This is a genomic window from Petroclostridium sp. X23 (assembly GCF_030013905.1).
In the GTDB taxonomy this organism is placed as follows: domain Bacteria; phylum Bacillota; class Clostridia; order SK-Y3; family SK-Y3; genus X23.
The window spans coordinates 1,080,357-1,102,845 of sequence record NZ_CP124862.1; the positions used below are offsets into that span (position 1 = coordinate 1,080,357).

Below are 22,489 nucleotides of genomic sequence, written 5' to 3' on the forward strand. Positions count from 1 at the left end.
TACTTGTTTTTATAACCAATTTGCAATAAAAAAATACACCCGGTCTTTTGAACCGGGTGTATTTTAAAATACTATATTATTCTTCGTCATCTACAAAGTCGAATTCATCTTCCATACGTGTTTTAAACTCTTCGAAGACTTCATTCAATTCTTCTTCATCTTCTACCGCAACTAAATTGTCTTCTTCGCCTTCTCCTTCTTCGACTTTAAGGATTACCACTTCATCTTCTTCCACATCACTAACGGGCAGTAATACTACATAATGACTATCATTCATTTCTATGGTGTCCAAATGTTCAAATTCAACTTCTTCACCATTTTCATCCACTAATACGATAATGTCATCTCTTTCTTCTGTCATACTATTCACCTCATTGTTTGATTTCAATTCATTGTATAATACCAAAGACCTACTGTCAATTATTATCTGCCAAATTTGCAAATTATAAACGCGCTTCTTTATTTTATGATACTATCCAAATAACCTTGCAATATATAGCTTGCTGCCACCGTATCAACCACTTGTTTTCGCTTTTTCCCTCTTACATTGGTTTCATTCAACATTTTATGCGCTGCAACCGTTGTCAGCCTTTCATCCCACATGATGACCTCTTTATTCAGAACCTGCTGCATTTTATCTATAAACTGCAGGGTTATCTCGCCTCTTTCTCCTATGGTTCCATTCATATTTTTAGGAAGTCCCACAACAATCTTATCTACATTGTATGCATCAGCCAATTCTTTAATACGTGTAACAGCTCTATCCATATTCTTCTCATTTATTGTTTCCAAACCTTGAGCAGTCCAACCCATCGGGTCGCTCATCGCCACCCCGATTCTGCTGTCTCCATAATCAATTCCCATTATTCTCATAAATTTACTCCCACTTTTATAATTTAACGTATAGATAATTAAATAACTTCATGCTTATCTGTAGGGGTGGACGACCTTGTCCACCCGATATTCCATTGCGGTATTCGCGGGCGGACAGAGTCGTCCGCCCCTACCAGAACCAGCTTGATAGCATATTGTATAACTCTGTGAACTATCAGCCATTCAAACGATCTTTATGGCAAAGTTCTTGCATTTACTTCCGCAGTACCCGCAAAGGATACACTTTTCAGCTGTTACCCTTAACTTTCCGTCTTCTATATAGATAGCTCCATGTTTACACGCAGGCAAGCAGTCTCCACATCCTTCACACCATTCATCAATGTGCAGCGATCTTTTTTTAGTTCTTAGTCTTTCCACCACTTCTGGCTTCACATTTCTATCTTCAAAATAACTTACGTTTGCAATGACCTCTTCTACAGACTGCATTCCTAATGCAATAGAATGTATACAGGGTATGGATAAAACATAATCCAGACATTCCTCAAACTGATTGATCAGATTACCTCCCCCAAGGGGTTTCATCGCATAGATCCCTATCCCCTTGTCATAGGCTGCCTCAATGGCTCTAAGCATTTCTCCTATTGAACCGTCTACGATTCCCAGCCCTCTGTGATTGACAATAGGATGGATTACATCTATTTCACCCATCAAACAGGCTGCTTTTACCGCGGCGATATGATGTGTCGATATCCCTACCGCTTTTACTATACCTTTTTCCTTACATTCCAAAAAATATTCCAACGCTTCACGGTGGCCTTTTAACGTCCACTCACTTTCCTGCTCATGAAGCATAAAAATGTCGATAACGTCTCTGTTTAGTTCTCTTTGGGCTTTATCCAAACTTTTCGCCGCACCGTTTCTATCATACGCATAGGTTTTTGTGGATATAATCACTTCCTTATCCCACGTTTTGAGCGCCGCCGCAATATGAGGATAGGTCTGATAAAGCTCTGCGGTATCAATAAAATTAACTCCCTGCCGGAAAGCTTCTAAGATCACCTCGGCGGCTTTCATCACAGGCAGATTAGCCTGAAGGGGACCTACCGTTAATCCCCCAAAGCATAGCCTTGAAACCTTAAGTCCTGTTTTTCCTAATGCTACGTATTCCAAATTGCTCTTCCCCCAATAAAAAATATAACAAACTGAATATCAAAAAGATATTGCTTGTAGCTGCAACAACAACCCCGGAATCGTTTACCATCATTCCTACTGCACTGCCCACCAGTATGGCATACCACGCCGATGAAAAGCTCTTATATTTATTAATTAATGTATACAACATTCCTCTGGGCTTTAGGAATAGAATCCCTATCACTGCCACTGAAACAAGAAGAACTTTACTCCAAATCGTCCATCTTAACAACTTTAAATTCATTTCCAGCTTTCTTCGGATAATATCAAAAATAATATCAATGCCCCTGTGCTTGAAATCAATTAATGCTCTCGCAAGATGGGACTTCTGCGGCGCCCATAGAATATCATATGCCGCGAAAAGTCCGACTACTGAAATCACTGCAGCAAAGAGAAGCAGTATCTTTCTGAACGTAATTCTTCTTTTTAAAAAACTTAATGTGGCAAAACCGAAAGCCATAGTAGCAGCAATGGTCCCTCCAACATTGGCGCCGAACATGGTTAAGCCGATTACCGGCAAAATCATTATTAGAAGTAACACTGCAATCCAGGCAGAAATCTTCTTTTTCTGAACCAACGGTATAATACTCATTAAGGATGTAGCAAGCAATACACCCAAATACTCATTGCCTAACCCATAATACCTTGCACCGATCACCGCGTCATATCCAAGCAGCGATGTCTTATTTAACGGCCCGTTCATCAGCAAATCAGCCGCTATGCATACAGACGTTAACAAGCAAATGGTAATAATACGGATTTCCTGGTTTGGCGTAATCCTGCATATCAAAAATGTGAAAATCATATTTATTAAGATTAATCCCAATATATACGCAAACAAACTGCTTACACCTGTCAACGGCATTAAAAATAATGCTGTTGGACAGATGAGAACAAATAACACCATTAAACGCAAGGCTGCATTCACTTTATACAATAATTCTTCACTATATGGCTTATTGCCGATTCGTATAATTGATTTCTGCCCCTCTTGAATATCTTGTTTTGATTTGGAAAACCGCACCCCTGTGACAGAAATAAGTACAAATAATAATATTATAACCAATAAAAATATTTGAAAGGCAATGTACGTTTTTAACACAATTCCTCTATTTAACGAGTTAAACGCGGTAATTCGGTATAAGTCAAATGCCTTCTTCAGTGGCTGAGCTGTTTCCTTCACATTGATAGCTTCACCTGTCACATCTTTTGGGATTCCTCCAAAAAAACGTATAATTGTTGGTGCAATATCAATATTGGCAACAATACCCGTACGCCGTGTAGTATCGGAAATAAGCAATCCCGATTCAATATCCTGTCCATAAAAAACGACCGGACAAAGTTTTCTCCCATATTTTGCGTCTTCTGTAGAATAGTGCGGTGATAATACCATCAGCAGCGTATTATTACTATCAATTTGCGTTGCGATATTTCCGATAAACCGGTCTACATCTGACAAAACACTCTCTTTTTCCAATAGCAATGACCCGCCGCTTCTATATTGTTCATAAATAGAAGTATCCCGGGTATCCACTACGATGAAGTCATTATTCGCATATTCTTTCTTAAAAGCATTCAACAACGCATTAAAGTCGGTCCGATATTCATGGATCTTACTATCGTACCATAGTATTTCATTCCCTACTATTCCCGAATCAATCATTCCGCTGCTATCTGCCGCGACAAACGCACCGGGTGAAATATATTGATTTTGAACTCCCGAACTTCCGGTACTCCCTATCATGGAAGTGGTACGGTTAATGCTGTGAAAATAATTTCCTAATAAACCAATGGATACATTATAAGGATTACCGGTATTAAATTTTTTTATTGCATCAATATCCTTCAAATACAAGGATTTCTGCCGCTCTTCTACAAGACAGTGTTCAGCTTGTACATCTGCACGGCTTCCCCATCCCAGAGTTGCGTACGCTCTCATACTATCCGTCTTGCTTGCTCCCCTTGTATTCATTAACCCAACAGCGCCATTGTTCATGAGGTAATTCAAATTTGGCATGCTTGCAAATTCATCAAGATTAGTAAAATTCACAATTAAAACAACAGCTTTTCTATGATCATGCAGTTTAGCATGTACAGTAGAAAAGCTGCACAGGATAATGAATACTAAAGGGATAATTATCTTATTTCTCTTTAAGATAACTTTTAACGATCTCTTCCAATAATTCATCTCTTTCTATCCTTCTTATAATACTACGAGCATTGTTGTGGCTGGTTATGTAGGTAGGGTCTCCTGAAAGTATATAACCTACAATCTGATTGACCGGATTGTATCCCTTTTCATTCAGTGATTTATATACATCCTGGAGTATTTCTCTGACCTCTTTTTCTTTCTCATTCTCCACTTTGAATTTTACTGTTTCATTTATATTCATACCTACTCACCTTCCTTATTGTATTTATATTATTAGGATAAACCATATTAATTATGAATGCAATAATTAATTTTTTAAAGTCACACTAAGTTTGTTATATATCTGCTCAGAAATGCAACACAGGGAACGGTTCGAAACTACTGAAAAAGTGCTTTATCGGTCAATCGCAAAGCACGGGGACGGAGCTTCAGCTTCACCAAAACCAGGTGCAGCAGCAGCTCCGTCCCCATCCTTCACTCCTTCTATGTGCTTAATCAGGCTTTTTTACACCATTTAAAAAACAGTTCACGATTTACCGTCACATCTGTTAACTGTGACCTGTGAACCGTGAACTGTGAACTAATTCCCTATCTCAACTCTGCATCTAGATTTTCTTTTAAACTTTTTACAATCTTATCAAATACTTTATTGATCTCTTCATCAGTCAATGTTCTGTCACTGGCTCTAAAGATTATTGAATAGGCTACACTCTTCATGCCTTCCGGAATTTGTTTCCCTTTATAGACATCAAACAGCTTTATATCCTCCAGAATTTTACCGGAGCATTGCTTAATAATGTTTTCTATCTGCTTCACCATGATTTCATCCTTTACAAGCATCGCAATATCTCTGGTCACGGCAGGATACTTAGGCAGCGGTTGATATTCGGCATTTAGGTTCGCACGAGCCTGGAGCGTATTGAAGTCCAGCATCGCCGCATATGCCCGGGTCGGTACCTCATAGCTCTCCAATACATCCGGATGTATTTCCCCCACTACTCCTAATTCATCTTCGCCGATATATATTTTTGCCGTTCTTCCGGGATGAAAAGACGAATGATCTTGTTCGCGTACAAAGTCATAGTCTTTGATTCCCAGCGTAAATAATAATTCTTCAACAGCACCTTTTAAATCATAGAAATCAACATCTCCGTACATCCCCAGTGTAACAACCAGCTTTTCTTCCGGCAGCTCATTTACCGGAATATTCTTAGGAATATATATGCTTCCTAATTCAAATAACTTTGCTTTTTCTACTCTGCGGTTATAGTTTCTTGCCAGCACTTCAATCATACCTGACAATGTAGTCGTTCTCATGATACTGTTTTCTTCACCCAGCGGATTAGAAATGACCACTGCTTTCCTCAGGTCACTGTCAGCCGGTACCTTCATATAATCAAACACTTTAGGACTGGTAAATGAATATGTCATGATTTCAGACAGTCCTTGCGCAATCATACAATTTTTCACTTTATCTTCCAACAACTGTTTTTCATTCTTTCGTCCCTGTGTTGCCGTACCAGATAGAAGGGTTGATGTAATTTTATCATAACCGTAGATACGTGCAATTTCTTCTGCAACATCCGCTTCCGCTTCTACATCCGATCGGAAAGAAGGAACAGTTACTACCATATTATTAAGGTCTACTTGGAATCCAAGCTTTTGCAGAACATCCCCCATATATTCCTTGGTAAGACCCGTTCCTAAAAAGCGATTGATTTTTTCCGGACGAAGCTTTAACTCAACAGGCTTTTTATCACTATTATCCACATCTATAATCCCATGAACTACCTGCCCTGCCCCCAACTGGGCAACAAGCTGACAAGCCCTTTCCAATGCAAGGATAGCATTATTCGCATCCAATCCTTTTTCAAATCTTGCGGATGCTTCGGTACGGAGACCTAACTTTTTAGCGGTTAATCTTACAGAGCTTCCCATAAAAGTAGCTGATTCGAATAAAATGGTTTTTGTGCTTTCGGATATTTCGGAATTTGCTCCTCCCATTACACCCGCAACACCAACTGCTTTATCAGCATCCGCGATGACCAGCATGCTGCTGTCCAGCTTTCTTTCCTGCTCATCCAGCGTATGGATGATTTCTTCTTGGTTCGCACGTCTCACGATAATTTTATTTCCGGCTACGTTATTTAAATCAAAGGCATGCATAGGTTGACCAAACTCCAACATGACATAGTTGGTTATATCAACAATATTATTGATCGGTCTTACACCGGCTGCTCTTAAGCGGTTCCTCATCCACTTTGGAGAAGGCTCAATTTTTATATTCTTTACCACCCGTGCCGTATAACGAGGACATAAATCCGGTGCAAGCACCTCTACACTAGCATAGTCATTGATATTTTCTCCAGCTTCCTCAACCTGAATTTGAGGCATGTTAAATTCTTTTCCAAAAGTAACTGCCGCCTCTCTTGCGAGCCCCAATACGCTTAAACAATCGGGACGGTTGGAAGTTATTTCAAACTCAATAACATTTTCATTTAAACCCAGAACTTCTTTTATATCCTTGCCAAGAGGATATTCTTTGTCAAGAATCAGGATACCGTGATCCGGAGCATCCGGCCAATCCTCTTTTGTTAATCCCAGCTCATCAATAGAGCACATCATCCCGTTAGACTCCATCCCTCTCAGCTTGCCCTTTTTGATGGTCATACCTCCCGGCAGTTTTGCACCGTGCTTCGCAACAGGAATATAATCGCCAACCTTGATATTGGTTGCTCCCGTGACGATTTGTACTGTTTCATCTCCTAAATCTACTTGAGAATACTGCAGTTTATCCGCATCAGGATGTTTATCAACAGTCAAAATTTTTCCTACAACTATATTCTCTATTCCTTCTCCTGTTTTTTCTACCCCCTCAACTTTTGACCCTGACATGGTCATCGCATCGGCAAATTCTTCAGGAGAACCTTGTATATCAACATAATCCTTAAGCCAACTCATTGGAACTTTCATCAAATCATGCTCCTTCCCATATATCCTATATTAATAATGTACAATGTTTCAATGTACAATGTACAATTTTTAGATAATGGATACTAGAGAATAGGAGAATAGATCAAATATAAGAATTTACTCAAATCTTTATTCATCAATCATTCTTTCTCATTGTCCATTGTCCATTGTCCATTGTCCATTGTCCATTGTCCATTGTCCATTGTCCATTGTCCATTGTCCATTTTTAGTTCACCGTGAACTAATTAAAATTGTTTCAAAAATCTCATGTCATTTTCAAAGAAGAGCCTTAAATCATCAATACCAAATCTCTTCATTACGATCCTCTCCAGTCCCATTCCAAATGCAAAACCGCTGTATTCTTCAGGGTCAATACCGCAATTTTTTAATACTTTGGGATGTACCATTCCGGAGCCGAGAATTTCAATCCAGCCTTCACCCTTACAGACTCTACAGCCTGAACCCCCGCATACAAAACATGAGACATCCATCTCGGCACTCGGTTCGGTAAATGGAAAATGATGCGGGCGGAATCGAACTTTCGTATCGTCACCGTACAACCTTTTCGCAAAAACCTCCAACGTTCCTTTCAAATCGCCCATCGTTACATTTTTATCTATAACCAATCCTTCTACCTGATGAAATACAGGTGAATGCGTCGCGTCCACTGCATCGGAACGATATACTCTTCCCGGTGAAATAATCCGTATAGGAGGCTTGCTGTTCTCCATCGAACGGATTTGAACCGGAGAGGTCTGCGTCCGCAGCACAATATTATCATTAATATAAAAAGTATCTTGAGTATCTCTGGCAGGATGATTCTTTGGAATATTGAGCGCTTCGAAATTGTAATAGTCCAGTTCTACCTCCGGCCCCTCAGCAATTTCAAACCCCATTCCAATAAAGATATCCTTAATCTCATCCAGCACGATGCTTAAAGGGTGCTTCTTACCAAGCTCATGTTTTTTACCGGGCATAGTGATATCAATGACTTCCTTTTGAAGCTTTTCTTGCTTCTCTTTAGACAATATAACCTGTTTGGAACTTTCAATTTTTTCTTCAATGAAGCTCCTGATTTCATTGGCCAACTGTCCGATAATCGGTCTTTCCTCGGCAGACAATGCACCCATTCCTCTAAGTACCGAAGTCAGCTCACCTTTTTTTCCCATATATTTTATTCTTATGTTTTCCAACTCCTGCATAGAGCAGGCATTCTCCAAATCTTGCACAGCATGAACCTTAATATTTTCTAACTGTTCCTTCATATGATAAAGCTCCTTTCAATATATACTCCAAAAAAACAAAAACCCCCGCCCCTGAATAGGGACGAAGGTATAGTTCGCGGTACCACCCTGATTTTTGCGTATGTATAGCAATTAGACATACAACAAACACTCATTCATCAATAACGGTTATCCCGGTATTACTTACTCTCAGCCTTCAGTAATACAGCTTCAGAGTGAACTTCAATCAGACTTTTCCCAAAAGTGCTTGCAGCCGATGGCACTTTCTCTCTTATGGCTAGTTCTAATCTACTTTTCTCCTTCATTGCTTTTAAATATAAAGTTTGAAGTATATTTTAACATACTAAAACCAATAGTTCAAGGGGTACAGATACATTTATTTTTCCAGACTTACTCGTTTATTTTTATAAATATGTAATTTAATCCATACTTTAATTAAAATGCATCCTTTGTTGTAGGGGCAGGCCTTGTGTCTGCCTAAAAACATCCAACTATTTTATAAGGGCAGACACAAGGCCTGCCCCTACCATGAATAGCACATAGATTATCATTTAAAACATTTCATATTACCCTATCTGTAGCACATGTTTGATCACTTAGATACACTTTCATTTAATGCCCTTATGGTTGCAACATATAATGCCTCTGCTGCCTTCTTCAAGAATGCATCATCTTTTAGCTTTTCTCGATCGGAACTGTTGGTTAAAAACGCAACTTCCGCTATAATGGCAGGCATAGTTGTTTTATTCAGCACTACCAATCTTGGCCGCTCTCTAAGGCCTCTATCGGTAGTCCCCAGATGCTTCACCATTTCTTCTTGTGCGATCTGCGCTAACCTTCTTCCGGTAATACCATATTCTGAACTATAAGCTGACGATGAAGGATAATACAGTGTCATGGTTCCATCATAATTCGGATCAGGCATTGCATTATTATGTACACTAATGAATAGTGTAGCATTTAAGTTATTTGCATAAACAGCTCTATCTTGCAGTTCCACAAAGGTATCGTCCGTTCTGGTCATATATGCCTTAATACCGGCATCTTTTAACATCTTATACAAGTATGTCGATATCGTCAAATTAGGATCTTTTTCCTTAATCTCATCTTTATAAATTGCTCCCGGATCTTTACCTCCGTGCCCGGCATCTATGACCACTACTTTATTTTTAATTGCCTGACTCACTTCTATATTGACAGGTGTATTAACTGTATCACTGACAGACGCCTCTTTCATATCAATAACCGTTTTACCGTTGCTTGATTGGGTACTTATTGTATACTTACAAGTCTTTTTTGAATGAAAAACAATATCCGCCATACCTGTCTGAGTGTTTCTTGTGATATCGATAAAATCAATATAGCTGTCATTAATAAACAGCCTGCCTTCTCCCAAATCAAGCTTAGAGGCCGGTATGGATAGCGTATATATATTTCCTTCAACATACTCTTTATAACTCGAAGCATCAATTGATCCGTTAAGAATCAACTGAGGGCTTTCATAATTATTATAGTGTACATTTTTATAAGTTGCGGTAGAGAGCTCCAAATTCAACTCGTTTTCTTCTTCACCTACTTCAAATTGCGGCTGCCCATCTACATCAATGACAATCCTTACGGTATTTTCATTAAACTGTGCATATCTTACCGTTTTAATGATATCTCTATTGACATCAATACTTTTCTCTCCCGAGTCTAATCGAGATAAAGGAATATCCACGATCACCCTATCGGGATTGCTTAATCTGAAAATATTCGGCTTTTGCACCGTATCCATTTTAATACTTACAGTGTCTTTTGTACTACTGATTCTCTTCACAGTTGAAAGCTCATTATTAAAATCTACATAAATTTGTTTTTTATCATCAGATAGTTCTACATTATAGCTTGTCCATAAATTTAAATCTATTACAAACCGGGTAATATTAGGATTGATTTCGTATTGGGAGTACCGTATCTTACTAACGTTATTACCGCTTATATCAATAGATTTTTTTTCCATATCGAGTATTGCATTTTTCAGATCTACCACCAGTCTAGGGTGATCATCCAGCTCGAAAGTAGAGTACTCATTCATCGCAGCATTAGAGGTAATGGTAATTCTTGTTTTATTACCAATTACTTGCCAATCAACATTACTAATCTTCACATCTTGAGTAATACCGCTTTTACCGGTGTCCGGCACCGGCACCTCACCGGTATTTGTTGTATAATCGATAGTAATGAGTCTCTGCGGTGCTTTCCAATCCACTTTCATACCCAATGTTTCCGCAACAAACCGTACAGGAACCATGGTTCTGTCATTAATAATCTTAGCAGGAATATCCATCTCATGTTTTTTACCGTTTACAACAGCGTACTTGTCATTAATAGTTAGCAGCACATTGCTATTGTTCATAGCAACCGCTACCTGCCCTTTTGCACTATCCCACGAGACTTGCGCTCCAAGTTTTTCGAATACTGCCCTCGCAGGTACAACAGAGCGGTCATTAAATACAACGGGTGGTACATCTGTCTCCAATTTTTCTCCATTTACTTGAAGATGTGTTACCGGAACATTATATTCATGCCATTGTCCGTCATAAAATAATTTAGTTAAACTAGCTGTATCTATTTGAGCGTACACCGGTGTCGCAATTATTAGTGTTAAACAAATCAGTATTGCAAATAGCCTCTTCATCATATCGCACCTCACAAAAATTTTCCCTAGAACTACAATTCGACATAAAATCGTAATTCCCTTCATGAAAACCATCAAAAAGGCTATTTGTAAAATAATCGTAATGAAATTGTAACAACTTAAAAGATACCTACACCGTTAACGGTGCAGGTATCTTTTAATGCGTTTTGTTTATATCGTATTTATTTCCTTCAATGTCTTCAAAATAGCTGCCATACTGGCGGCTATAGGATGTGTGTTCATTTTCAAGGTAATGTATATTGGCTACAATCCGTACCACATGTCCATTTTTGTCATGCTTTATCTGAATATCCGAAGGTTTCCCGTCATCATTCCTATTCTCAAGATAATAAGTCAAAAATTCGGAAGCAATATCGTTGGTATATTGATCATATACCGCTTCAAACTCTTTTTCAGGTATTTCAATCATAATCCTGTGCAATCCATCATTTACACTTCGAGTTTCCAATACACTATTTAACATAATACATCAACTCCTTTAAAGTTATTTTCTCATAAAAGGAGTTAAATTATTTTTTAAATTCAAAAAAATCTTCTTATAATATTTAAAATAATTGTCAAAATTATACTCAAAACAATGGATGTCACGATAGGGAAGTAGAAGGCAAAATTACCCTTTTTTATTGCGATATCACCCGGCAATTTTCCTATCCCGATTCTGCTTCCAAATATAAAAATTACTCCAACTACAATCATAATCACACCGATTGTAATCAACATTTTTCCAATAGATGATGAAAAATCCAACACCGCAATCCTCCTAAATTATATAGTGGGGAGTGGTTAGCGGGGAGTGGGGAGTTTTTTATTCGTTTCTCACTCCTTGCCAATGACACTCCATATAAATAGATAATTATATTTAAACTATTAACTCACCAAGTTATATATTATTTTACTGTCAGATTAAATTTCTTTGAACTGTGAACCGTGACCTATGAACCACAATCTATTCTTCAAATTTAATCCCAAAATGATCATATGCCAGTTTTGTTACCGTTCTTCCTCGCGGGGTTCTATTGATAAAGCCTAATTGCAGAAGATAGGGTTCATATACATCTTCTATAGTATTGCTTTCTTCACCGATAGAAGCGGCAAGCGTCTCCAACCCTACCGGCCCGCCGCCGAATTTTTCAATAATCGCCAAAATCATCCTTCTGTCTACCAAATCCAGACCTATGCGGTCCACTTCCAGCATATTCAAAGCGGCATCCGCAACTTGTTTGGTAATGTTTCCATTTGCCTTTACCTGTGCATAATCCCTCACTCTTTTTAGCAGCCTATTTGCAATTCTTGGCGTCCCTCTGGAGCGTTTCGCGATTTCTCTTGCGCCTTCCGTCTCAATATCTATCCCAAGTATCCTTGCGGAACGGATTACAATCTTCTCCAATTCTTGCGAAGTATACATCTCAAGTCTGCTTATAACACCAAATCGATCTCGTAACGGCGATGTAAGCAGCCCCGCACGGGTAGTTGCACCAATCAGCGTAAATTTCGGCAGGTCAAGGCGTATAGAACGAGCGCTGGGCCCTTTTCCGATGATGATATCCAGCGCATAGTCTTCCATCGCAGGATATAGTATTTCCTCCACACTTCTGTTGAGGCGGTGGATTTCATCAATAAATAGTATATCATGATGTCCAAGATTGGTAAGTATTGCCGCAAGGTCACCGGCTTTCTCGATTGCAGGACCGGAAGTGATGCGGATACTCACGCTCATCTCATTGGCAATAATATTGGCAAGTGTCGTTTTCCCCAATCCCGGAGGACCATACAATAAAACATGATCCAACGCTTCTTTTCTCTTTTTCGCGGCTTCTATAAAAATAGTAAGATTCTCCTTCGCTTTACTTTGACCGATATATTCATCCAGCGTTTTGGGCCGAAGCCCTGTCTCAATATCCAGATCTTCTTCGGTAAGCTGCGTTGTAATAATACGATTTTCAATACTCATGCGTTCCCCCTGCTTTATATGTTAATGTTTTCTATTTTCCGGAATACAGTTTACTTCATTAATTTTTTCAATGCAAGCTTAATGATTTCTTCTAATTCCACTCCATCATTTTTTACTGCCTGAACTGCACGATTTGCCTCAGGATAAGAATATCCGAGGGCAGCCAGTGCATGAACAGCTTCGGACGGATGGTCATTCTCCTGTATAAAACCTTGTTCTTCTTGATATGATGCTGCTAAATCCTCTGATTTGATTTTATCCTTAAGTTCTAAAATTATTCTCTGCGCAAGTTTATTGCCTACACCCGGCGCCTTTATAATGGTCTTAGCATCTGATGACGCTACCGCCAACGCAAATTTGGCAGGAGATATGGTGGATAAAATGGCAAGCGCCGCTTTCGGCCCCACCCCCGATACTCCGATCAGCAATTCAAATACGCTTAATTCTTCTTCATCTATAAAACCAAACAAATCCATCGCATCTTCCTTGACATGCAAATATATATATACCTTGACGTTTTGATGCAGTGCCGGCAGCTTTTCCACTGTGGATAAGGATGTATGTACTTTATATCCTACACCATTTACATCTATCACCATGATATGTTCCTTAATATGTTCCAACATTCCTTTTAAATACGCAAACACCCTGCCACGCTCCTGTTTTTATAATAATTTATAATGATTTATTTTATTACTTATATAAATTCCAATGATTTACGACCTATTAACCTGTAGGGGCAGGCCTTGTGTCTGCCCTCTGAATCGCCGCTGGTTACCGGGCAGACACAAGGCCTGCCCCTACAACTATACTGTTTAATATTCAAAAGAAACACTATAAATATCTCAGCCTGCCGCTCAAATTCGCTGAATGGGCATGGCATACCGCTACTGCAAGCGCATCCGCAACATCGTCCGGTTTTGGGATTTCATTCAATGACAATATTACCTTCACCATTTGCTGCACCTGCGCTTTTTCCGCCCTGCCATACCCTACGACAGACTGTTTTACCTGAAGCGGCGTGTACTCAAATATTTCCAAGTCTTTATTGGCAGCGGCCAAAAGCGCGACACCTCTGCCATGACCCACCGTAAGCGCAGTTTTTACATTCTTATTGAAAAACAGTTCCTCCACCGCCACTACATCCGGATGATACAAATCAATCAACTGATTCATATCCTCAAATATTTCTTTAAGTCTATCAGGTAATTTCATGGATGAATGGGTGGTGATTGCGCCATAATTTATCACTGAGAACCTATTCTCTTCATATTTTATTATACCATAACCCACAATCGCAATACCGGGGTCTATTCCTAAAATAATCATTCTGCTCCTCACAATGCCAACCACAATTATATTTATACGTTTTTATGCATAAAATTACATTCTACTGCAAACGCCGGGAATCCGTATGATATATCCCTTATCTTAACCGTATAAAATCATCTTATCAGATAACCATAATAAAATTTTATAAATATTCATATTGAATATTTATACACATTCATGTATAATAGATTCAAGTTTTACAAAGACTATTTTATCACAATGAGGAGGTTTTGCATATGAGCAGCAAGGAAAAAGTTATATTAGCTTATTCAGGTGGTTTGGATACATCTATCATTATACCTTGGCTAAAGGAAAACTATGATTATGAAGTAATTGCAGTGGCCGGAGATGTCGGACAAGGTGAGGAACTGGATCCTTTAAACGAGAAAGCCATCAAAACCGGAGCTAGCAAAATATATATCGAAGATATGAAAGAAGAATTTGTAACTGATTTTATATTCCCTACCCTAAAAGCAGGTGCTGTATATGAAGGCAAATATCTGCTTGGAACTTCTTTCGCCAGACCATGTATCGCAAAAAGACTGGTTGATATCGCAAAAAAAGAAGGTGCGGTAGCGATTTGTCACGGAGCAACCGGAAAAGGAAATGACCAGGTAAGGTTTGAGCTCACAATCAAAGCATTGGCACCTCATCTGAAAATCATCGCGCCATGGAGAATATGGGATATTAAATCAAGGGAAGATGCTATTGATTACGCACAAGCCAGAAACATCCCTATCCCGGTTACTAAGAAGGACAACTATAGTATGGATAGAAACCTCTGGCATCTCAGCCATGAAGGTTCTGATTTGGAAGATCCGTGGAATGAGCCTCAATATGAGAAAATGCTTAAGCTGATGACTTCTCCCCAATCAGCTCCTGATGAGCCCGAATATGTAGAGGTATATTTTGAACAAGGTATTCCAAAGAAAGTAAACGGCACTGAATATGGTCCTGTAGAATTGATACAGAAACTTAATAAGATTGGCGGCAAGCACGGTGTAGGAATCGTAGATATGGTTGAGAACCGTTTGGTTGGAATGAAATCAAGAGGTGTGTACGAAACCCCCGGCGGAACTATCTTGTATGCTGCTCATAGGGAACTGGAATACTTGACTTTGGATAGACAAACACTGCAATATAAACAAATGATCGGAATAAAATTCGCTGAACTTGTTTATGACGGCAACTGGTACACTCCGTTGAGAGAAGCGTTATCCGCTTTTGTGGACAGCACTCAGCAAACCGTTACCGGTACAGTAAGACTGAAGCTTTATAAAGGAAATTGCATGCCGGCCGGTGCAAAATCCGATTATTCTTTATATAATGAAGCAATCGCTACTTTCGGAAAAGATGAAGTCTATAACCAGAAAGATGCTGAAGGATTTATAAATCTTTTTGGATTACCGCTAAAAGTGAGAGCAATGATGATGGAAAACAACAAATAAGCGTGAAAAGTGGACAGTGGGGAGTGGGAGAAAAGCCTTTGCCACAAAAGGTGCATACTCCTACCTCCCCTTTCTTTACTTTTCACCAATCATAAGGAGTGACACAGTTATGAAATTATGGGGCGGCCGATTCGAAAAGGCTACGGACCATTTAGTGGATGATTTTAATTCTTCCATACGTTTTGATCAAAGAATGTACCGTCAGGATATTCTGGGAAGCATCGCACATGCGAATATGCTGGGTGCATGCGGTATTATCCCGAAAGAAGATTCCGAAATTATTCAAAAAACATTAAAGGAAATTCTGGCAGATATCGAAGCCGGCAAAATTGAATTTGAAATCGATGCAGAAGACATCCATATGAATATTGAAAAAATTCTTATTTCCAGAATCGGAGATATAGGCAAAAAACTACATACCGGCAGAAGCCGGAACGACCAGGTGGCACTGGATATACGCATGTATTTAAAAGATGAAGTTATTGGATTATGTGATATGCTGGTAAGTCTTGAAGAGGTATTGCTGAATTTAAGTGAAAAACATAGGGATACCATACTGCCCGGCTATACTCATTTGCAAAAAGCACAACCCATCACCCTTTCCCATCATCTGATGGCTTATTTTCAAATGTTTAAAAGAGACATAGAAAGATTGCACGATTGCTATAAAAGAATGAATGTCATGCCTCTCGGTTCGGGTGCATTGGCGGGTACTACCTATCCCCTTGACCGTAACATGGTTGCTGCCCAACTGGGATTTGACGAAATTACACAAAATAGTCTGGATGGCGTGAGTGACAGAGATTTTGCGATTGAGCTTGCTTCCTGCCTCTCCATCATTATGATGCACCTTAGCCGTTTCTGCGAAGAATTGATTTTATGGTCCACCCATGAATTCTCTTTTGTAGAGATGGATGACGCCTACAGTACCGGCAGCAGCATTATGCCGCAAAAGAAAAATCCCGATGTAGCCGAATTAATCAGAGGTAAAAGCGGTAGAGTTTACGGCGGTCTGATGTCATTGTTAACAGTGATGAAGTCCCTCCCTCTTGCCTATAATAAAGACATGCAAGAAGATAAAGAAGCAATTTTTGATGCAGTGGATACCGTAAAGCTTTGTCTTCCCGTATTTATGAAAATGATTGAAACCATGAAACCTAATAAAGCGAATATGTATAAGGGTGCCCAGGGCGGATTCGCAAATGCTACCGATGTTGCCGACTATCTTGTGAAGAAGAGATTGCCTTTCCGGCAGGCGCATGAAGTAGTGGGAAAAATGGTGCTGTATTGCATTAACACCCATAAGAGTTTGGATGAATTAACCATGAATGAATATAAAGACTGCTCTCCGTTATTTGAAGAAGATGTATATAAAGCGATCAGTCTTGAACAATGTGTTGAAGATAGGAACCTTCCTGGTGGTCCTGCGAAAGAGACAGTATCTCATGCGATTGAAATAGGGAAACAGTTTATTGCCCAAGCAAAATATAAGCTCAATACCAAATAAAACATAAACATGTTAATTGTTGCTGTATTTACGACCGGCAAATCAAATGCTATAATAGATATGTACACTAAATGACTATATTTCTAAAATGTAAAGGGGTTCAATCGTGAAAAAAGATCTCAAGGTAATGGTGTGCGTAACACGACAAAAGACATGTGAACGTTTGATAAAGATAGGCAGTAAAACTGCCCGTGATAATGGTGGAGAACTATTTATTGTGCATGTAACCAAGGATGGTACCAACTTCCTGAACAACCCCCGTGAGGGAGAAGCTTTAGAGTACCTATTCCAAATAGCAAGAGACACAGGGGCTGAGATGACAGTAGCACATTCAAGTAATATCATTAATACTTTAGCTGAGTTCGCAAAAAAGAATGAGATTACTACCATCATTCTGGGTGAGTCCCCTCACTCCAAGAGCGACAGCAGTGTCATATTGCAGCTGGAAGAGCAACTTCCCGAAGTGAATTTTAAAATAGTGCCTTCATAAATATTTAAAAGTCTTCCGCTTTAATGGAAGACTTTTTTTATTGTGCTATGGATAAGCAGTTTACCTGTCCTGCTTTTTTACCTTATTTTCCTTTTTTCATAGAATAAACTGTCTCTTGATTGTTATCATTCTTAAAAACTTCAAGCATAATGGTATCTCCCTGATCCAAGTTCAAATCAGCCAATTGCTCTTTAGCTATTCCATTTAACCTCAACGCCTTTACACCCTCTTCGGTTTTAACCTCCATTGAGTTGTTATCAATTTGACCTACGTATTCAGCCATTACAATTTTTGTTTCCAATAATGTAGATGATTGAGAATCATTGCTGCTAACCGGAGCATTTGGATTCTGTAATGGAAGCGGATCTGTTTCCATCTTTTCTTCTTTCTCTTTTGAAACGAAATTTAGGTTTACATTATCTATAATTCCTGTTAACTTAACAATATCCATTGGGTAGGTTAGCATTTCAGCAACCATTGTATCTTTGCCGGGAACAAATTCCTGCACCAAAACATCAGTTATACCCTCATTATCCATAACCCTTGCTATTTTAACGTCGTATCCGGCACTAGGCTTTTGACCGGCGAATACCGCCAAGTAATAATGATCACTTGCTTTGTCTTTAACTAATTTATATCCTCTTTCCATTTTTGCCTCTTCAAAAGCAGCTCGTAATTCGGAGTCCAAGTCTTCTATTGCAATTCGTTCAAAATCAATTTCATTGACTGTGATTCCTTGTGGCGCATCTTCTGCTTTCCCATCTATTTCCCAAGCTTTTGGTAATTTTTCTGCCTCAGTAGGATTTGCACCAGTTTGACACCCCGCTACACTAAAAATCAGTACTGACACCAAAATTAAAGATAATACTTTTTTCATACTACATCATGCTCCTTGTTTTGGGTATTTATAATCATTAGACGAAACATGATATTAAAAGTTCCATTTTCACTTTTAACGTTATCTTACTAATTCTTTCTATTGAATTTTACTAAATAAATACCAAATAATATTTGACATAGAATGATAACTACAGAAACTACATTTGATATTATAGATTTGATAACCATTCCTTCCTGGTTTTGCCCTGCATATCGCTGCAGTATTTGGATAGATGAATTTATGCTCATCACATAAAGCGGAATTATGCTTGATAAGCTAATTAGCCCTCCTAATACAACTAATACACCCGTTATTAAACAGATATTCCGATTTTGTAATATGTCAAAATAAAAATTTAGATCTAGCTTTTTCATATATCCATATGACATGATAATAACTCCTGCAGCAACAATAATCCATAAGCCATTTCTTTGAAAAAATGACATTACTGCTCCTCTAAAACCATCTACCTCAGTTATAAATACGACTAATCTCTGTAAAAACGAAAATATACTTGTAATCATAGTATAAAGCAAAACAATACCTACAGCAGTTCTAGCTTCTTGATGATCCCCCATATACACCCTCCATTTCTTCTGTCTTGATTCTTATAGATAAAAAACTCTAAAGTAAAAATTGGAGCACGGAAGTAGGAATGCTACTTGGGAACGGTTCGTCTGTGGCATATGGTTTTCATGCTACTTAGGAACTGTCCCCATGTGGCATTCCGGCAAGAGTATCGCTAACTTTACAATTAACTATCTATATAGATAATGGGAATATAGGTTAGTGCCAATTTATTTCGTAATTTATAAATAATGTGTCATTTTGCCGGATTTAATCTTTCATGGAACTGCCTAGGGGATGGGGTTTTTGGCAATGCTTCTTTTCCACTTTCCGCTCTTGGTACTACCGGCAATTGGTTATCATATTTTTTTATGATATAATACGCAAATCCTATCCAGATAATACTCTTGATCACTCCGTTTATTATTTCCTTTGTCCACAGTATAAAATTAGCATCTATGTATGGTTTGAATAGCACTATCCTTTTAGCTTCAAAAATACTACTATCCCCATCACTACCGCAACTACTGAAATCACAATATTAAAAATCAGCTTATAATCATAATGTATTTTAATGGGAACTGCAGATGATTCTGCTTTAATTTCTTTTAGTCTTAAAACATCATATCCTTCATTAACAATATGCTCTCTGTAGTTTGAAATATCATACCTCTTCGGACTCTGAATTTCGCTATTTCCAAACTTTAATATATATTCATTTGATTCTGAACTCTCGAATATCAACTCATCAACCAAATATTTTATTTCTATTCCCAAAACCTTTATAGGCTTATCATCTTGGTTGTCTATCACAATTTCAGCAGTATCGGAGGTAATTCTGCATATGCCTAACGGAATGGTTAAATCTCTATACTGTGTATTTTCAAACTCTAGATTGTAAAGCATCTTGGATGCGCTGCCTGCAAAAGCAACGTTTCTCTTAAATATACTATCTGTATTCAGGGTAATGCTGCTCAGTTTTAAATTCTTAATGCTCCGGACTTTTATAACAGTTGTATTTTCCTTCTCCTCAATTGTAAAAGCCGGTGAAATGGTATTGGTGAAGTATTCTTTTTTCTGCAATATTGTATTGTATTTTACTTTAACCGAAGAAAAAGAAACTTCTTCTAAATTATTTGAAATTTTGAAACGGTAGTATGTGTATTTTTTTACACCATCAAACGTTATCTCCAGCTTTTTACTGCCGCCAACATTATATAGAATGTCATCCTGAATTTTTTCCCAATGAATGTTATCATAACCCCCATATATCTCTACTTTTTTTGCAAAATCTTCTTTATCGATCTGCATTTCAATGGATGTTGCCGTAACATCTTCATTTTGAGGCTTCTGGACAGCATAGTCATAATAAAAGTGTTCATCTTTTACAAATGAGTTAATAAGCTTCATTTCATAGATCTTTTTTGTTTCAATTTCATTTTCTGTGAAGCTGTTTATAAAATACGGTATCGGCTCATTATTATCATAGATAGCTAAATCCGCCATGTCTTCCTGTATCTGATTGTATATTTCGGAAGTGAGCCTTACCGCCTTATACTTTTTGTCCCCCATATTTTCAATGCTTGCGCTGTAAGAGAAATCAAGCGCGTATACACTGTTATAAATCAAAAAGATAAATAAAATACTGCTAGCTAATAGTCTTTTTATCATCTGGCATTACCTCACCTATACTCTCTATTCTTTTATTAAAATATTGGTAAACAAACGAAATTACGATCAGTGTCACACCAAAAACAAAATATGATACTATTTTATATCCTTCGGACATACGCGTTAAGTTAAGCTATTTTTTACCAATTTAATTGAGCAAATAGTGTTCCTGCAATCGCTCAACCGTGGTTTTGCGATTACGTTTATCATGTAAGCTTTGTTCGGCCGCTCTTTTAAGAATCAGTCGCAGTTCCGATATTGCTTCAGTGGTTGCATAAAGGCTTGAAAATATTTTTTCCACCTTTGTCGCAATTAGTTTGATAAACGACATCATACTAATGCATCTGTTTTTTTGTTGGTACATGAGGGCATACAGTGCTGAGTAGACTGTGAAAATTAGTATAATGGCAATTAACCTTCCATATAGAAGACACTCTAATTGCTCTTTACCACAGTTGCCTACTTTGCCAAGGTTTAGATAGCTTTTGCAAGCCTTAAATAAAAGCTCTATCTGCCATCTAGCTCTGTACAATTCACAGGCTGCCTTTGGAGTAAGCATATGTGCTGGGGCGTTAGTAATTAGAAGGTTCCATCCTAATAACTCTAAGTCATAGTCACTCAGTGTTTTGCCTTGTGACTTTGCTTTTTTATTTGCTTTGCGCCTACGTTCATTAGCGACTTCATCAGGTAAACGTACACCAATCAGCCGACATTGTAGTAATTTAGAATACTTGGTGCCAAAGTATACATCTATATCAACACTGGAGCTGTTTTTTAAAACACTTAAAAGGTCTAAGGCTTTAAAAGATTTAGTGTCAGAATTTTGTATTTGAAAAACAGTATTTGATTTAATTCGGCTAAGAAAATATGCACCTTTGGATATTATTTTCCTAAACAAATCTTTACTGTAATATCCTAAGTCAGTAATTAACAGCTCACCATGATGAATGTGTTTTAGAAGTTCATCTTTATAGCCGGCATCTGGACCAGGCGCCTTTGTCAACTCCATATTTGTGATAGTTCTGGACTTAAGGCTATATATAGTCTGGATTTTTAGAGCAGCTTTTGCATTATTGCCACCAAGACCTTTCCAGACATCTGCTAATTTGTCCGGAAGAGTAACTTTAGAGCTATCACATATTTTTACATCAGTAAAAGCTTGGAGCACATCGAGATTCTGGACAGTTATTGCTCTCTTGGCAGAATACTCAACTGCTGACTGGAATACTTGTTTTAGCAATAAAGCACTTGTAGCCAAACGTTGAAAAAGTCCTTCGCGTGTTATACTAAGTCCGCGTTGAATATTTTCGCATTTAGAAGCAGTTTGACGTAAGGATGGATTAGGGGTGTCCCATAAGCCGAATGTAAATACTTTTACTATAGTATCTGGCAGCAGCTTAGAGCGGCGCACCGTAAACCCTGTGTCCTTAGAAATTTCCAGTATTTTTGTCTTTCCTAAAAAGCAAATAAAGCTTATAATTAGTGATATGGGAACTTGAAACATGGGAACCTCACCTTTCATTTCTCTATTACTTTGAGGTTCTCATG

General features: G+C 38.3%; 20 protein-coding genes and 1 other annotated feature. Of the genes, 3 read left to right on the forward strand and 17 right to left on the reverse strand.

Annotated elements, in window-relative coordinates:
* Positions 1-76 precede the first annotated feature (76 nt).
* The 13 genes from QKW49_RS05465 to ruvC form a co-directional block, all read right to left on the reverse strand.
* On the reverse strand, positions 77-361 hold the full coding sequence (locus QKW49_RS05465) for a DUF1292 domain-containing protein (RefSeq protein WP_282866542.1): 285 nt from the start codon (positions 359-361) through the stop codon (positions 77-79).
* 98 nt (positions 362-459) lie between these two features.
* On the reverse strand, positions 460-873 hold the full coding sequence (gene ruvX / locus QKW49_RS05470) for a Holliday junction resolvase RuvX (protein WP_282866543.1): 414 nt from the start codon (positions 871-873) through the stop codon (positions 460-462).
* Between the two features lie 183 nt (positions 874-1,056).
* Positions 1,057-2,004 (reverse strand): aldo/keto reductase, encoded by a 948-nt coding sequence (locus tag QKW49_RS05475; RefSeq protein ID WP_282866544.1) that lies wholly within the window; start codon positions 2,002-2,004, stop codon positions 1,057-1,059.
* Positions 1,970-4,213: a hypothetical protein gene (locus QKW49_RS05480; protein WP_282866545.1), complete on the reverse strand. Its 2,244-nt coding sequence runs from the start codon at positions 4,211-4,213 to the stop codon at positions 1,970-1,972. The genes QKW49_RS05475 and QKW49_RS05480 overlap by 35 nt, the downstream gene beginning before the upstream one ends.
* Complete coding sequence (locus QKW49_RS05485; RefSeq protein ID WP_282866546.1) at positions 4,167-4,418, reverse strand: IreB family regulatory phosphoprotein; 252 nt, start codon at positions 4,416-4,418, stop codon at positions 4,167-4,169. The genes QKW49_RS05480 and QKW49_RS05485 overlap by 47 nt, the downstream gene beginning before the upstream one ends.
* 347 nt (positions 4,419-4,765) lie before the next feature.
* On the reverse strand, positions 4,766-7,150 hold the full coding sequence (pheT, locus tag QKW49_RS05490) for a phenylalanine--tRNA ligase subunit beta (protein WP_282866547.1): 2,385 nt from the start codon (positions 7,148-7,150) through the stop codon (positions 4,766-4,768).
* A gap of 245 nt (positions 7,151-7,395) precedes the next feature.
* Entirely contained in the window at positions 7,396-8,415 is a 1,020-nt protein-coding gene (pheS, locus tag QKW49_RS05495) for a phenylalanine--tRNA ligase subunit alpha (RefSeq protein ID WP_282866548.1), read from the reverse strand.
* Between the two features lie 54 nt (positions 8,416-8,469).
* Positions 8,470-8,708: a binding site (T-box leader), on the reverse strand.
* Between the two features lie 278 nt (positions 8,709-8,986).
* Complete coding sequence (locus QKW49_RS05500; protein ID WP_282866549.1) at positions 8,987-11,077, reverse strand: N-acetylmuramoyl-L-alanine amidase family protein; 2,091 nt, start codon at positions 11,075-11,077, stop codon at positions 8,987-8,989.
* A gap of 154 nt (positions 11,078-11,231) precedes the next feature.
* Positions 11,232-11,558, reverse strand: a complete 327-nt coding sequence (locus QKW49_RS05505) for a hypothetical protein (protein WP_282866550.1) — start codon at positions 11,556-11,558, stop codon at positions 11,232-11,234.
* Between the two features lie 59 nt (positions 11,559-11,617).
* Positions 11,618-11,845 (reverse strand): DUF2905 domain-containing protein, encoded by a 228-nt coding sequence (locus QKW49_RS05510; protein ID WP_349239083.1) that lies wholly within the window; start codon positions 11,843-11,845, stop codon positions 11,618-11,620.
* Positions 11,846-12,041: 196 nt separating this feature from the next.
* Positions 12,042-13,040, reverse strand: a complete 999-nt coding sequence (gene ruvB / locus QKW49_RS05515; RefSeq protein ID WP_282868070.1) for a Holliday junction branch migration DNA helicase RuvB — start codon at positions 13,038-13,040, stop codon at positions 12,042-12,044.
* A 56-nt stretch (positions 13,041-13,096) separates the two neighbouring features.
* Complete coding sequence (gene ruvA / locus QKW49_RS05520) at positions 13,097-13,693, reverse strand: Holliday junction branch migration protein RuvA (RefSeq protein WP_282866551.1); 597 nt, start codon at positions 13,691-13,693, stop codon at positions 13,097-13,099.
* A gap of 187 nt (positions 13,694-13,880) precedes the next feature.
* Complete coding sequence (gene ruvC, locus QKW49_RS05525; protein WP_282866552.1) at positions 13,881-14,375, reverse strand: crossover junction endodeoxyribonuclease RuvC; 495 nt, start codon at positions 14,373-14,375, stop codon at positions 13,881-13,883.
* Positions 14,376-14,614: 239 nt separating this feature from the next.
* Between ruvC and QKW49_RS05530 the strand changes: the two genes are divergently transcribed.
* From QKW49_RS05530 to QKW49_RS05540, 3 genes are all read left to right on the forward strand, one after another.
* Positions 14,615-15,826 (forward strand): argininosuccinate synthase, encoded by a 1,212-nt coding sequence (locus QKW49_RS05530; protein WP_282866553.1) that lies wholly within the window; start codon positions 14,615-14,617, stop codon positions 15,824-15,826.
* 109 nt (positions 15,827-15,935) lie between these two features.
* Positions 15,936-17,333 (forward strand): argininosuccinate lyase, encoded by a 1,398-nt coding sequence (gene argH, locus QKW49_RS05535; RefSeq protein ID WP_282866554.1) that lies wholly within the window; start codon positions 15,936-15,938, stop codon positions 17,331-17,333.
* A gap of 106 nt (positions 17,334-17,439) precedes the next feature.
* Positions 17,440-17,823: a universal stress protein UspA gene (locus tag QKW49_RS05540; protein ID WP_282866555.1), complete on the forward strand. Its 384-nt coding sequence runs from the start codon at positions 17,440-17,442 to the stop codon at positions 17,821-17,823.
* Positions 17,824-17,905: 82 nt separating this feature from the next.
* On the opposite strand, the gene QKW49_RS05545 is transcribed toward QKW49_RS05540, so the two are convergent.
* The 4 genes from QKW49_RS05545 to QKW49_RS05560 all read right to left on the reverse strand — a co-directional run bounded on the left by QKW49_RS05545 (position 17,906) and on the right by QKW49_RS05560 (position 22,445).
* On the reverse strand, positions 17,906-18,700 hold the full coding sequence (locus QKW49_RS05545; protein ID WP_282866556.1) for a protease complex subunit PrcB family protein: 795 nt from the start codon (positions 18,698-18,700) through the stop codon (positions 17,906-17,908).
* An 89-nt stretch (positions 18,701-18,789) separates the two neighbouring features.
* The gene (locus tag QKW49_RS05550) at positions 18,790-19,281 is read right to left on the reverse strand and encodes a hypothetical protein (protein WP_282866557.1); all 492 of its coding nucleotides are present in this window, start codon (positions 19,279-19,281) and stop codon (positions 18,790-18,792) included.
* Positions 19,282-19,747: 466 nt separating this feature from the next.
* Positions 19,748-20,941 (reverse strand): hypothetical protein, encoded by a 1,194-nt coding sequence (locus QKW49_RS05555; RefSeq protein WP_282866558.1) that lies wholly within the window; start codon positions 20,939-20,941, stop codon positions 19,748-19,750.
* Between the two features lie 148 nt (positions 20,942-21,089).
* Complete coding sequence (locus QKW49_RS05560; RefSeq protein ID WP_282863409.1) at positions 21,090-22,445, reverse strand: IS4 family transposase; 1,356 nt, start codon at positions 22,443-22,445, stop codon at positions 21,090-21,092.
* Positions 22,446-22,489: the final 44 nt, after the last annotated feature.

Coding starts and splice junctions, on each gene's coding strand:
- QKW49_RS05530 (WP_282866553.1), top strand. CDS start 14,615: ATGAGCAGCAAGGAAAAAGTTATATTAGCTTATTCAGGTGGTTTGGAT.
- QKW49_RS05465 (WP_282866542.1), bottom strand. CDS start 361: ATGACAGAAGAAAGAGATGACATTATCGTATTAGTGGATGAAAATGGT.
- QKW49_RS05505 (WP_282866550.1), bottom strand. CDS start 11,558: ATGTTAAATAGTGTATTGGAAACTCGAAGTGTAAATGATGGATTGCAC.
- pheT (WP_282866547.1), bottom strand. CDS start 7,150: ATGAAAGTTCCAATGAGTTGGCTTAAGGATTATGTTGATATACAAGGT.
- argH (WP_282866554.1), top strand. CDS start 15,936: ATGAAATTATGGGGCGGCCGATTCGAAAAGGCTACGGACCATTTAGTG.
- pheS (WP_282866548.1), bottom strand. CDS start 8,415: ATGAAGGAACAGTTAGAAAATATTAAGGTTCATGCTGTGCAAGATTTG.
- QKW49_RS05550 (WP_282866557.1), bottom strand. CDS start 19,281: ATGGGGGATCATCAAGAAGCTAGAACTGCTGTAGGTATTGTTTTGCTT.
- QKW49_RS05545 (WP_282866556.1), bottom strand. CDS start 18,700: ATGAAAAAAGTATTATCTTTAATTTTGGTGTCAGTACTGATTTTTAGT.
- QKW49_RS05485 (WP_282866546.1), bottom strand. CDS start 4,418: ATGAATATAAATGAAACAGTAAAATTCAAAGTGGAGAATGAGAAAGAA.
- ruvX (WP_282866543.1), bottom strand. CDS start 873: ATGAGAATAATGGGAATTGATTATGGAGACAGCAGAATCGGGGTGGCG.
- QKW49_RS05560 (WP_282863409.1), bottom strand. CDS start 22,445: ATGTTTCAAGTTCCCATATCACTAATTATAAGCTTTATTTGCTTTTTA.
- QKW49_RS05480 (WP_282866545.1), bottom strand. CDS start 4,213: ATGAATTATTGGAAGAGATCGTTAAAAGTTATCTTAAAGAGAAATAAG.
- ruvC (WP_282866552.1), bottom strand. CDS start 14,375: ATGATTATTTTAGGAATAGACCCCGGTATTGCGATTGTGGGTTATGGT.
- QKW49_RS05500 (WP_282866549.1), bottom strand. CDS start 11,077: ATGATGAAGAGGCTATTTGCAATACTGATTTGTTTAACACTAATAATT.
- QKW49_RS05555 (WP_282866558.1), bottom strand. CDS start 20,941: ATGATAAAAAGACTATTAGCTAGCAGTATTTTATTTATCTTTTTGATT.